This is a genomic window from Brachyspira pilosicoli (assembly GCF_036997485.1).
GTDB classification, from domain to species: domain Bacteria; phylum Spirochaetota; class Brachyspiria; order Brachyspirales; family Brachyspiraceae; genus Brachyspira; species Brachyspira pilosicoli_C.
In genome coordinates this window covers 737,285-750,129 of the sequence record NZ_JAWLPU010000001.1, presented here as the reverse complement: position 1 = coordinate 750,129, position 12,845 = coordinate 737,285, and the positions used below count along the sequence as shown (strand labels likewise).

15 protein-coding genes and 1 tRNA gene are annotated in these 12,845 nt (G+C 28.2%); 7 read left to right on the top strand and 9 right to left on the bottom strand.

Features of this window, described 5'->3' with window-relative positions:
• The first annotated feature begins 7 nt into the window (after positions 1-7).
• Positions 8-787 carry a PTS sugar transporter subunit IIC gene (locus R4I97_RS03310; RefSeq protein ID WP_335783675.1) on the top strand — a complete coding sequence of 260 codons (780 nt, stop codon included), beginning with the start codon at positions 8-10 and terminating at the stop codon, positions 785-787.
• A 15-nt stretch (positions 788-802) separates the two neighbouring features.
• Positions 803-1,621, top strand: a complete 819-nt coding sequence (locus R4I97_RS03305) for a PTS system mannose/fructose/sorbose family transporter subunit IID (protein WP_335783674.1) — start codon at positions 803-805, stop codon at positions 1,619-1,621.
• Between the two features lie 139 nt (positions 1,622-1,760).
• Here the strand turns inward: R4I97_RS03305 and R4I97_RS03300 are convergent, their stop codons facing one another.
• The gene (locus tag R4I97_RS03300; protein ID WP_335783673.1) at positions 1,761-2,105 is read right to left on the bottom strand and encodes a hypothetical protein; all 345 of its coding nucleotides are present in this window, start codon (positions 2,103-2,105) and stop codon (positions 1,761-1,763) included.
• A gap of 75 nt (positions 2,106-2,180) precedes the next feature.
• On the opposite strand from R4I97_RS03300, the gene R4I97_RS03295 reads away from it, so the two are divergent.
• From R4I97_RS03295 to R4I97_RS03285, 3 genes are all read left to right on the top strand, one after another.
• Positions 2,181-2,540 carry a hypothetical protein gene (locus R4I97_RS03295; protein ID WP_335783672.1) on the top strand — a complete coding sequence of 120 codons (360 nt, stop codon included), beginning with the start codon at positions 2,181-2,183 and terminating at the stop codon, positions 2,538-2,540.
• A gap of 35 nt (positions 2,541-2,575) precedes the next feature.
• Positions 2,576-2,815 carry a hypothetical protein gene (locus R4I97_RS03290; protein WP_335783671.1) on the top strand — a complete coding sequence of 80 codons (240 nt, stop codon included), beginning with the start codon at positions 2,576-2,578 and terminating at the stop codon, positions 2,813-2,815.
• 71 nt (positions 2,816-2,886) lie between these two features.
• Complete coding sequence (locus tag R4I97_RS03285) at positions 2,887-3,885, top strand: Ldh family oxidoreductase (protein WP_335783670.1); 999 nt, start codon at positions 2,887-2,889, stop codon at positions 3,883-3,885.
• A 135-nt stretch (positions 3,886-4,020) separates the two neighbouring features.
• Here R4I97_RS03285 and purN read toward each other — a convergent pair whose 3' ends face one another.
• The 5 genes from purN to R4I97_RS03260 form a co-directional block, all read right to left on the bottom strand.
• Positions 4,021-4,587 (bottom strand): phosphoribosylglycinamide formyltransferase, encoded by a 567-nt coding sequence (gene purN, locus R4I97_RS03280; protein ID WP_335783669.1) that lies wholly within the window; start codon positions 4,585-4,587, stop codon positions 4,021-4,023.
• Positions 4,575-5,585 carry a phosphoribosylformylglycinamidine cyclo-ligase gene (gene purM / locus R4I97_RS03275; RefSeq protein ID WP_335783668.1) on the bottom strand — a complete coding sequence of 337 codons (1,011 nt, stop codon included), beginning with the start codon at positions 5,583-5,585 and terminating at the stop codon, positions 4,575-4,577. The genes purN and purM overlap by 13 nt, the downstream gene beginning before the upstream one ends.
• A gap of 213 nt (positions 5,586-5,798) precedes the next feature.
• Positions 5,799-6,686, bottom strand: coding sequence for a hypothetical protein (locus tag R4I97_RS03270; protein WP_335783667.1), 888 nt, complete (start codon positions 6,684-6,686; stop codon positions 5,799-5,801).
• A 129-nt stretch (positions 6,687-6,815) separates the two neighbouring features.
• Complete coding sequence (locus R4I97_RS03265) at positions 6,816-7,853, bottom strand: N-acetylneuraminate synthase family protein (RefSeq protein WP_335783666.1); 1,038 nt, start codon at positions 7,851-7,853, stop codon at positions 6,816-6,818.
• A gap of 96 nt (positions 7,854-7,949) precedes the next feature.
• A tRNA-Thr gene (locus R4I97_RS03260) sits at positions 7,950-8,022 on the bottom strand.
• A gap of 278 nt (positions 8,023-8,300) precedes the next feature.
• Here R4I97_RS03260 and R4I97_RS03255 point away from each other — a divergent pair.
• Positions 8,301-8,921: a hypothetical protein gene (locus R4I97_RS03255; protein WP_335783665.1), complete on the top strand. Its 621-nt coding sequence runs from the start codon at positions 8,301-8,303 to the stop codon at positions 8,919-8,921.
• A 30-nt stretch (positions 8,922-8,951) separates the two neighbouring features.
• Positions 8,952-10,646 (top strand): hypothetical protein, encoded by a 1,695-nt coding sequence (locus R4I97_RS03250; protein ID WP_335783664.1) that lies wholly within the window; start codon positions 8,952-8,954, stop codon positions 10,644-10,646.
• A gap of 79 nt (positions 10,647-10,725) precedes the next feature.
• Here R4I97_RS03250 and purE read toward each other — a convergent pair whose 3' ends face one another.
• The 3 genes from purE to R4I97_RS03235 form a co-directional block, all read right to left on the bottom strand.
• The gene (gene purE / locus R4I97_RS03245) at positions 10,726-11,214 is read right to left on the bottom strand and encodes a 5-(carboxyamino)imidazole ribonucleotide mutase (protein ID WP_335783663.1); all 489 of its coding nucleotides are present in this window, start codon (positions 11,212-11,214) and stop codon (positions 10,726-10,728) included.
• A gap of 437 nt (positions 11,215-11,651) precedes the next feature.
• Positions 11,652-12,401: an SDR family oxidoreductase gene (locus R4I97_RS03240; protein WP_335783662.1), complete on the bottom strand. Its 750-nt coding sequence runs from the start codon at positions 12,399-12,401 to the stop codon at positions 11,652-11,654.
• Positions 12,402-12,423: 22 nt separating this feature from the next.
• Positions 12,424-12,807, bottom strand: coding sequence for a VOC family protein (locus R4I97_RS03235; protein ID WP_335783661.1), 384 nt, complete (start codon positions 12,805-12,807; stop codon positions 12,424-12,426).
• Positions 12,808-12,845: the final 38 nt, after the last annotated feature.

The window sequence follows — 12,845 nt, the reverse complement described above, 5'->3', positions numbered from 1 at the left end:
TTGTTATATGAATGATAATTTACTTATGCAGGCTATTTTAATAACCATAGTTGCTTTTATAGGTTATATGCACTCTTTTATGGGTTCTACAATGATAAATAGACCTATAATTATGGCTCCGCTTGTAGGACTTGTTTTGGGTGATTTGGAGACAGGAATAAAAACTGGTGCTTTATTAGAGTTAATATTTTTAGGTGCAGTTCCTATAGGTGCAAGTAATCCTCCGGATATAACTTCTGGAGCTATAATTGGTACTTCTTTTGTTATATTGACAGGAAGTGAAATAGGAGCTTCTGTTGCATTAGCTATTCCAGTTGCTACAATAGTTTTATTATTAGATAATTTAATGATGATGTTCGTTTTAACTTATGCAGCACATTTAGCAGATAAATATGCTGAGATGGGTGATTATAGAAAAATAGAAATAATAGCATTTGTTTCGGGTATCGGGAATAAAATTTTATTATCATTATTAGTTGGATTTTCTTTTTATATAGGTACTCCTTTTATAGAAAAAATATTGAGCAAAATACCAGAGTTTATTATTCATGGAATGGATGTAGCTGCAGGTATACTTCCTGCAATAGGATTTGCTATGTTAGCTAGAATGATTTTAATAAAAGAATTAGTTCCATATCTTTTATTAGGGTTCTTATTGGCTGCATTCCTAAAAATATCTGTATTGGGTGTTACATTATTTGGTTTAGTTATTATTTTAATATTGTTTTATCATAGAAGTAATAAAAATTCACTTACGGAAGCTTCTGTAGATGATGATGATTTTTAATAAAGGATAGTAGGTATGGAAAATAAAAATGATTTAACTAAAATAGATAAAAAAGAATTTTGGAGTATATTTTTTAGATCTTGTACATTGGATTCTGCTTGGAATTATGAAAGACAGCAAAATTTGATGTATGGTTTTTCTATGATTCCTGTATTAAAAAGATTGTATAAAGATAAGACAGAATTATCTAAAGCTCTTAAAAGACATCTTGAATTTGTATCATGTACGCCGCATATTGTTACATTATTAATGGGAATTTTGAGATCTATGGAAGTAGAGAACTCAAAAAACAAAGATTTTGATTCATCTAGTATTAGTGCTGTTAGAACTTCTTTAATGGGCCCTATGGCTGGTATTGGAGATTCATTTTTCTGGGGTACTCTTTTAACAATTGCTATAGGTGTTGCTGTATCTTTTTCTAATAGCGGAAGCATAGTTGGGCCATTAGCATTTATATTTATAATCAATGTGCCTGCTTTTTTGGCTAGATATTATGGCTTAAAATATGGAATTAAATATGGTTCTGCAATATTTTCTAATATAGCTAATTCTGGTATATTATCTGATATTACAAAATCTGCTTCTATATTAGGATTAATGGTTATAGGTGCTATGGTTGCTTCAATAGTAAATATAACAATACCATTTGAAATTGGTGTAAATGAATCAAAACAAAGTATACAAAGTTATATAGATGGAATTATACCATCTTTATTGCCTGCTTTAGTATTTTTATTAATGTACTGGATTTTAGGTAAGGGTATAAAAACTACCAGAATATTAATAGTATTAATCATATTGTCTTGCATAGGCTCATATTTTGGTATAGTATAATTTATATGTTTATATAATGAAAAATAAAAAGCTTCATACTATCAAGTATGGAGCTTTATTTTTTCTTCTTTATTTCAAAGAAGTTTACTAACAATACATATAAAATTTTTATTAAATACAAAGTTCTTATATATAATAATTAATGTTTATTTCTGAAAAATGAATTGTATTTGTCTTTTTCTTTCATTATCATGTTTGATAAAAATGTGCTGTTTGAATATTCGTAAGGTTGTTTACTTTGTTTGTAATCAAAGTTAAAATAATTTTTTGATATCATAGAAGAGTTATAATAAATGCTTGATGTAATATTATTTTGATAAAGAAATAAATCGTTATATATGTTTTTAAAACAGCTTTGAAAATACTTATTAAAATATAAATTATTATTAATAGAGTTATTAGTATAATAATTATTTAGCGGAAAGAAGAAAGTATTATATGAGTATAATGTAATGCTATAAAATATTAATAAAAATTTCTTCATAATAAAAACCTAATCAAATTATATGTTTACAATCAAATATATCAACTATAAAAATGTAAAAAAGGAGTATATTAAATGCAAAAAAATACTTTTAAATGCAAAGAGTTTTTTAATAGATACATTGTAGAAGAGACGGTTTATAAAGAGGCTGATAATAATGAGCTTATGCCAGTAAAAATATATAGCCGCTCTACTTTGGGAGAAAAGTTTAATGATGAAGACATTATAAGCATTAACAGACCAACTTTTAGAGAGAATCTTGATTATGTGAAGGCTAAAGAAAACAAAAACACAGATGATGATATATTTGTTTGGCTTGATGTGAAGATTAATGATGAGCTGGCTACAAACTTGCTTGATAAATGGAGCACAAAAGATATTAATGAGTTTGCACAGGTTATAAAAAGTTTTTTGTTAGAGAGGCGGGCTTTATAAAGATAACTTCTATAGAGCAAGCCGAAATTAATAATTTGGTTACTTATGCTTTTAATAATAGAGATATAAAACCAAATGATTTTTGTTATTTGGAAGAAGGAATTTTGAGTTTGTACACTGCTTTTAATTTTTGGGGAAAAATAATACTTGAGGCTTGGTATCAGATAATAAGCGATAGATATGTTTTAACTAAATATGATGAAGATGATTATTTGAGGCTTGGGCTTAATTATGCTATTTACAAGTTTAAGAGTTTGATACGTGAAAAGATATGATATATTGACATTAATTAAATATTATGTAAACTTTAATATTGTGTATAAAAAATTATGCAGGAATTAAAGTTATGATAAATGTTAGTTTTAAAGATTTAAAAGAAGCTGTGATAAAAAAATTAGTATTAGCAGATGTTAGCGAGTGTGATGCTGAGATTGTTGCTGATGTTTTATGTTATGCTGATGTGAGGGGTATTCATTCTCATGGTGTTTTGAGGCTTGAACATTATATAAAAAGAATAAAAGCTGGAGGAGTAAATTTAAAGTCTAATTTTAACATAGAGGCAAAAAAGCCTTCATTTGCATTAATGGATGCAGATGGAGGTTTTGGACATATTGCTATGAAGAAAGCTGCTGACTGGGCAATAGAGACTGCAGATAAACAGGGAATTGCTGTAATAGGTATAAAGAATAATAGTCATTGCGGGGCATTATCATACTACAATAAAATGGCAATAGATAAAAAAAAGGTGTCTCTTATAATGGCAAATACAGATCCTGGAGTTATACCTTATGGCGGCAAAAGAGCTTTTTTTGGTACTAATCCTATAAGTTATGGTTTTCCTGCTGCAAAAGACTTTTTACTCGGAGATATGGCTACTAGTGAAGTTGCTTTAGGGAGAATATTTACTGCCCGCGATAATAATGAAAAAGTCCCTATTAATTGGGGAGTTGATGAGAATGGAAATCCTACAGAAGACCCTAAAAGAATAAAATATGTTGTACCTTTTGGAGGTGCTAAGGGTTATGTCATTATGACTATGATAGAAGCTTTTACGGGGCTTTTGATTGGAAATGTTTACTGTAATAATTTGGTTAAGATGTATGGAGATATGGATAAGAAAAGAGATTTATCAACATTTATGCTTATAGTTGATCCTTTTGTATATAATGAAGATTATTTAAATACTGTTCAGTCATTTATAGACGATATAAGAAAAGAGCCTCCATTAGATGAAAATAAACCTATAACAATACCGGGCGAGAGGAAAGAAGCTTGTTATAGAAATTATTTAAAAAACGGCATACCTTTGTCTGAAAAAATTTATAGATATGTTTTTGAAGATTGATTGAGTATAACAAATATATTAAACTGTATTTTTAGCTAAAATTTATTATAGTCATTTTATATTTGATATATATTTTTACGATATAAAGTTTTAATAATTGCACTTTTTGCGGCGGGAAAAAGTTGAATAAAAAAATTATTTCTCAGAAGCTAATTTCATAACAGTTGCAGGAAGTATTTTATGCTCTTCTACTAATATCCTCTTTTGAAGTATTTCAGGAGTATCATCTTCTAATACATTCACTTTGTTTTGCATTATGATGTCGCCTCCGTCTACCATTTCTGTTACATAATGCACTGTGCAGCCTGATTCTTTTTCTTTATTTTTTATAACTGCTTCGTGAACTTTCATTCCATACATTCCCTTACCGCCATATTTTGGTAAAAGCGATGGGTGAATATTTATTATTTTGTTTTTCCATTTAGATATAAAATTACTATCTACTATAGATAAATAACCAGCAAGAACTATTAAATCAATATTATATTTTTTAAGCTCTTCATAAATTCTTTCTGATAACTTTTCTTTATATTTTTTTCTATCTATTAAAACTGCATCTATATTAGCACTTTTAGCAATATTTAACCCTCCGCAATCTCTATCAGCAATTACTATATTTATTTTATAGTATTCTTTTTGATTATCTATCAATGATTTTAAATTGCTTCCGCCTCCAGAAATTAATACTGCTATATTAAACATATTCCGCTGTTTTCTCCATTATTTTTTTCTATATGTCCTATTTCATAAACAGTTTCTTTCATTTCTTTTAATTCATTTATAATACTATTTTTTTCATTTTTATCAACAATAATTACAAAACCAATACCCATATTAAAAGTATTATACATCTCTTCTTCTTTTATGTTTCCAAGATACTGAATATACTTAAATATTTCAGGCGTATTAAAACTATTTTTATTTATTACAGCCTTATAATCTTTTTTGAAAGCTCTTGGAACATTTTCTATTAATCCTCCCCCTGTAATATGAGCCATACCCTTAATATTATATTTTTCTAATAATTTAAGAATAGGCTTAACATATATTTTAGTAGGAGTAAGCAGTACTTCACCGATTTTTTTATCTTCAAATGTAGCATTATAATCTCTTACTAATTTTCTTATAAGTGAAAAACCATTACTGTGAAAACCAGAAGAAGCTATACCTAATATAACATCATCTTCTTTAACTTTACTTCCGTCTATAATATTGTCTTTTTCAACAACACCCACACAAAAACCAGCAATATCATAATCGCCTTCTTTGTAAAAACCTGGCATCTCAGCAGTTTCCCCTCCAATCAAAGCAGCACCAGCATCGTAGCACCCATCAGCTATTCCTTTTACTATTAAAGCAGCGGTTTCACTGTTAAGTTTTCCGCAAGCAAGATAATCCAAAAAGAAAATAGGCTTAGCTCCATGACAAAGAACATCATTAACACACATAGCTACAGCATCAATTCCAACAGTATCATATTTTTTTATAGAGAATGCAATCTCTAATTTGGTGCCCACTCCGTCAGTGCCAGATACCAAAACAGGGTTATTATATTTACCAAGTTCATACATAGCCCCAAAACTTCCAATGTTGTTTAATACATTGTTGTTCATAGTTTTAGCAACTACTTCTTTCATAAGAGATACGGCTTTATAACCTTCTTCTCTGCTTACACCGCTTTCTTCATAAGAAACAGACATAAAATTTATTCCTTTTTTATATTATAGATTGAGATGCTCTTAAGTATAACAAAAAATATTTATAGTACAAGCATAATTTTTTATTTTATTTATGTAATTTTATATTAAGATAATGCATATATATTTTATGTTATACGCTAAAAAATGTATCGATGATATATAAAAAGAGAGGCTCTATTATAGCCTCTCTTAAATATTACAAAATTATTAATGTTACTGATTATTTTCAGCAGCAGCAGTTTGGTTATTATTTTTATTTAATTTTTTTACTTCAGGCGGTATTCCAACAGGAACATCTGCTATATCATTAACATCTTCATAAATTTTATTTTGGAATCTGTAATAGATAGGTCTCATTCTATAATTATCAACATAAGAAGCAACAAAGTTAATATTTTTCATAGCATATTTAGCGTAAAATACAGATAAAGAAGTATCAGCCTGTCCATTAATATAATTTCCATAATACATAGAAGTGAAATCATCTAAAGTTTTTACAAGGCTATTATTAAATCCGCCGTATTTTGTTATAAAACCATTTAAAGTTCTATTAAATAAACCTGAAGACATAACATATCCAGGATTTGCATATTCATTATCAGGGTTTCTTTGCTTATATTGTTCTAAAGCAGCGTCTCCCTGATATAGAGAACTTACTGCAAATAATTTATCATTGTGGAAGAAGAACTTATAAACCCATTTAGTATTTTTTCCTGCTAAAGTGCTGTCGTCAGATAAGTTTTCAGCAGTTATAGTCATACATTTAAACTCATCATCTAATGTATAATTAAAATACAAAAGAGTTAAATCTCTTTTAAATAAATCAGACATATTATTAGTAGTAAATTTTATATTAACCCATTTCAAAGTTTGAGGATTATACCAAGCTAAATCTGGATCAGGATATGAAGATATATAAAAAGTACCACTTACAGCCTGTCCCTCTGTTGTTATAAAACTATTAGACATAAGTATTTGATTTACTTCATCGGGAGATACACCGTAAGGAACAATATTATTAAACATATAAGGTATAGTTTCATAAGCATGAAGGGCAATACTCATAGATATAAACAAAGATATTGCTAGCAATTTTTTCATTTTTTCATTCTCCAAATTTTTATTATTATACTATTATTTATTATACTATATTGAAGAATTAAATCAAATAGATTATGTTTACTTTGTGGTATTTTTAATTTATTTATAGAAAATAAATTATATTAATTACTATTTTTTTAAATCTTTATAATTTAAAGCTGTAAAAGATTTCTTATCAAGTTTTAATTTTTTTCCAACAACCTTGTCATAATCTTTAGCAGGTATTCCCACAGATGGTCTTAAAGTTACTAAATCTTTTTCTGTTATCACTTCATTTTTAAGCATACTATGATTAAGATATATTCCTCTCTTAGCATAAACAAGCTCTTTTTTCTCTTGCTTGCTCATTTTCTTTTCTGTTTTTAGTGCTTCATCTCCTCCAAGCATATTGCAAGTATCTTTTAATTTAGAAATCATCTCTTTCATAGAATTAGTGTCTAAACTTATTATATGGTCGCCTGATTTTTTTTCTGGAGTTATTGTAAAATGTTTTTCTATAATTTTAGCACCAAGAGTATATGCTATAATAGGAGCATCTATACCTATAGTATGGTCAGAATAGCCTATAATATTTTTTTTGAAAAGTTTATTCATAACAGTTATTCTATTCAATCTTGCATTTTCTAACGGTGTAGGATATTCCACAGAGCAATGAAGCAAAGCTACTTCATTATTTTTTAAGATATTTAATGCATTTTTTATATCTTTATTTGTAGCTAAACCAGTAGAAAGTATCACAGGTTTTTTAGTAGAAGCAACTTTTCTCAAAAGAGGAATATTGTCTATATCACAAGAAGCTATTTTGTATATAGGCACATATTTATCCATGTCATCAACAGCCTCAACAGAAAATGGCGTGCTCATTAAAATAATTTTATTTTTTTTAGCTTCTTTGTATAGAGTTTCATACCACTCTTTTTTTAACACTATATCATCAACATTATCCAAAGCATTTTCTGGTATTTTTAGTATTTTAGTATATTCTTTATGTGCAAATAAAGTTTTTGAAGTAAAGCTTTGAAACTTAACAGCATCAGCTCCTGCTTTAGCAGCTTCTCTAATTAATTGAATAGCATCATCTATAGAGCCTTCATGATTTGAACCTGATTCTGCAATTACAAAAAAATTATTTTTTTTAATGAGGTCTTTTAATTTAAAATTTGGCATAATAATTTCCCAACAAGAATTAAAATATATATAAAGTAATTATCGAAAATAAAAATTGATTTATTAATATGAAAAAAGAAAGCGTTAAAAAAAATGAGCTGGTGATGGGACTTGAACCCGCAACCGGCTGATTACAAATCAGCTGCTCTGCCAATTGAGCTACACCAGCAAAATGATTTAATCATTATACTATATAATAAAAAAAATGCAAGTAGTATTTTTAAAACATTTAATATTTTTACTAATTTATAATTTAATCATTTTACTTTTTTATCTTTAAACAATTTATAATAATAGTAGATTTTAGTATTACTTTAAATTTTATTGTACGCTCTCTATAATTAAAATAACTTGACTTTTTAATTATTTAAGCGATAATGTTGTTAACATATTATTTTTTTATATATTTTTTTTACATAATTAAAAAATAGGAGGAATTGTATTAATATGAGTTTAAAAGGGAAAAAAGCTCTAATAATAGCATTATCTTTCTTTGTAATGTCTTGCGGAGGATTACCTACAAAAGATTATGAGAGAGTTACTGCTTTAAGAGAGACTGTAAACAAGTATACTGAAATTAAAACTTTTGCTCAAAACGATTATGATATCGCTGAGAAAGGATATGCAGAGGCAGATATCATTATGAAGGCAGAAAATAAAGATGAAGCGGAAAAGGCTAAAGAACTGCTTCTTACAGCTGAAACTAATTATAATTTAGTTTTAGATAAAGGTTTGCCGCCTTATTCTGAGATACTAAAAAAACAGACTGATGAAAATTATACTAATGCAAGTCAAATTAAAGCTAATGTTATGTATGGCGAAGAGTATGCTCAGGCAGAGGCAATATATAATGAAGCAAACGCTATGTATACCGCTGAAACTAAAGATTATAGAGTATTAGTAGATAAACTTTATACAGCAAAAGAAGCTTATTTAGCTTTATATAATAAAACAAAAGAACAATTTGATAAAAGTGATGAAGCTTTAACTAAAGTAAAAGAGCGTTTAGCTGAACTTGAAGCTATGGTAAAAGAGCTTGAAACTTTAGAGCAAGAGCAACAAAGCTAATTTTTAATATTTTAAGGAGTATAAAAGAAAATGAGTACTTTAATAAAAAAAATCGTAGCTTATATAGCTTTAATCTCTTTTAGTTTTAGCGTATTACCTGCTCAAACTTATGATGATGCAGCTAGAATTACTGGAGAAGCTGAGACTTTGCAAAATGACGGAGAATATCAAAAGTCTTATGATAAATCTCAGGAGGCTTCTGATTCTATAGATAAAACTACTGTATCATTATTTTACAGATTAATGAGTTTAAGAATAGCAAAAGCAAAAAATGATGCAAGCAATACTATTAATGAAATAGAACAATTAGGCGCTTCTACTGATAATGAGTTTAAAGCAAAATATGAAGAGGCTCTTAAATTTTTTGAAGAGGGAAATAATGCTGTAAATACTCTTCCTCCAGAACCTCAAACTCCTCCTACAGATGAAGAGTTTACTGCTTCTTCAAACACATTTACAACAGTATATAATTCTTTTAATAATGCTTTACAATCTGCTAACAGTGTAAAAGAGGGTTATCTTAATAGAGAAAGAGCAATAGCTTCAAAATCTATTAATGATGCAAGAAGCAAATATCAGGCAGAGTTAGGAAAGAGTGTAAAAGCAGGCGATGCTAATGATAAAAATATTACTGGTGCTTTAACTAAAGCTGATGAAGCACTTAGCAATGATAATTTTGCAAGTGTTCAACAGAATGTATCTGCTGCATTAGCTGGCATAAATAAAGCTATAGCAGATGCTAAGGCGAAAGCTGAAGCAGAGGCTAAAGCAAAGGCTGCTGCAGAAGCTAAAGCGAAAGCTGAAGCAGAGGCTAAAGCAAAAGCTGCCGCTGCCGCTAAGGCAAAAGCTGAAGCAGAGGCTAAAGCAAAAGCTGATGCAATAGCTAAAGCTAAAAAAGATATAGAAGATGCACAAAATAAATATAATAATTTAGTTAATGAGCAAGTGATAGCTAAAGGCGATGATAATGATAAAAACGTATCAAAACTTTTAACTGATGCTAATAATGCTTTACAAAACACTCCTCAAACTGCAAGCGATAAAGCTTTAGAGGCTTCTAAAACTATGGACGATATAGTTGCTAATGTTGGTCAGATGAAAAAAGAAGAGGCTGTTAAAAATTTAGAGCAATTAAAAGCAAGAAGAGACAGACTTATAAGCGAAGGCTATTTAACAAAAGACAGCGAAGAAGAGCAAAATCTATCTAAAACTATTCAGGAAGCTGAAGATGCTTTAAATAATAATGATTATACTTTAGCTGATCAAAAAATGCAGGAAGCTAATTTAGCTATGAATGCTATAGAAGAGAGAGGACCTATTGACGGACAAGTTATACCAGGAGATATGGGCGGTAATGAAACTGGTCAAATAATTGATGCTACTACTGGTCAAGAAGTAAACACAGAAGGAAAAGTTACTGTATTGCCTCAATATTATGTTGTAGTAAGAAGAGTGCCTTTAACTGATGCTCTATGGAGAATTGCAGGATACAGCTACATATACAACAACCCTATCGAATGGTACAGAATATACGAAGCTAATAGAAATGTACTTAGAGACCCTGATAACCCTGATTTAATACTTCCTGGTCAAAGATTAATAATACCTAGTCTTAATGGTGAAGAGAGAAGCGGTGATTATAATCCTGATTTAGAGTATTTGACTTATGATGAGGTTATGCAGTTAAGACAGCAAAACAACAATAATACTCAAACACAAGAATAAAAATAAACTCTAAAAAATAAAAGGTCATGCTTATATAAATGCATGACCTTTTTTATTTATATTTCTTTAATAAAATTAATTAAATACCAAAATCTATTTCTTTTTCATTATCAGAAATAAAATCTTCTTTCATCTTTTTTCTATATTCTATTAATTTGCTTTTTATACTATCATATTTTAATGACAATATTTCAACAGCAAGCATACCAGCGTTATAAGAGTTATTTATACCAACAGTAGCAACTGTTATAGGTTTTGGCATTTGAACTATAGAAAGTAAAGCGTCCATTCCATCAAGCACGCTTGCACTAATTGGAACTCCTATTACTGGAAGTATAGTTTTAGAAGCTATAACTCCTGGTAAATGAGCGGCAAGACCAGCACCTGCAATAATTACTTCAAAGTTTTTTTCTTCTATATCTTTAATAGTTTTTTCAAGATGTTCTGGAACTCTGTGTGCAGATAATACAAAAGCTTTATACTCTATACCAAACTCTTTTAAACATAAAGCGGCATTCTTCATTTTATCAGTATCGCTTCTGCTTCCAAAAATAATTGCTACTTTCATATATACTCCTATAAATAAATTTTTTTACGAATAATTATAATAAAAAATATCTTTATTGCAAATTAATTACATTTCTATGAAATTTATTTACATACACCGCCCTATTAAGTTTTTTGTATTAATTAAAATATTATTGCTTTAATTTTTTATAATGCTGAATTAAAAAAGCATGCCCACCCAAGATTTTATTATCTTAAAAAATTTATTATACCGCACGGTGTGCAGATTTAGAAATATAATTTCAATTTTAATTTCAATATAATTTATATTCTTTATTTTTCTTACCGTGCGGTGAGTAGATTTTAAATTTAAAAAAAGCTTGGGTGGGAGCTAAAATTAGAGTATTAAACAAAAAGAAAAAATAAGTGAAAATAATAATGAATATAAAAAACATAGAGGGTGGGGAGTGTAAAAAAAATTTTTTATATATTAAATTATTATATATTTAAAGTCCAGTTTTCATCATTATGATATATCATTAGCTTTGTCATACCGCCATCTACTGTAATGTTTTGAGCATTTATAAAATTATTATTGCAAATAAACCAAGCAGTAGTTGCTATATCTGACGCATCGCCTATTTTAGCAGATGGATGCTGAAGTATGTCCTCTTTGCTAAAGTTAGAATCATTAGAAGTGTTTATCCAACCGGGGCTTATTGAGTTTACACGTACTTTATGAGATAAACTAATAGCCATAGAATGAGTAAGAGCTATAATAGCACCTTTTGAAGCACTATAGCTTTCACTGTCTTTTTGTGACATAAAAGCCCTTGTGGAAGCTATATTTATAATGCAGGCATTTTTATTAAAATTATTTATTAAGTTTTTTGTTATTTGATATGCTGATGCAACTGATACTTTAAAAATTTCTAAAAAGTCATCATAGCTGCAATTGCTTAATAAGCCCTTATTTGAGTAGCATGCATTATTTATTAAATAGTCAACATTACCAAATTTCTTTATTATTTCATTTGTAAAATTATTAACAGATTTTTCATTGTCTATATTATCATTAATGAATAAACATTCTCTTTTAAGTTTTTTTATTTCTTCTTCTACTTTTATCCCATTTTTTTTATCTTTATCAACAAAAGCTATGCTGCAATTATTTTTAGCAAAATGTAATGCTATTTCTTTTCCTATGCCATTAGAAGCACCTGTTATAACACAAACTTTATTTTTCATTTTTTATGACCTTTAAATTTATTTATATAGTTATTTCTATTCTATTGTTTTCACTATCAAGTACAACACTCTCATAATATCCATCGCCTGTGGTTCTTGGGTATGATACAATTTGAAAACCGTCTTGTTCTAATTCTTTTGTAAGGCTATCCACTTTTTCTTTGCTTCCTACTGATATTGATATATGAGCAAAACCGTATATTTCATCATTAGTATTTATTTCTTTTATATCTTTTCTATTCATAATTTCTAATCCGCAATTATCTTCAAATATGAGAAAATATGATTCAAACCCTTTTTTTTCATTAATGTATTTATCATTACATTTACAGTTAAAATACTTAATATAAAAGTTTTTGATATTTTCTAAATTTTTTACCCAAACGGCAACATGAGATATTTTCATTTTATAACCTCATAACATTTTTATAATATTATAACATT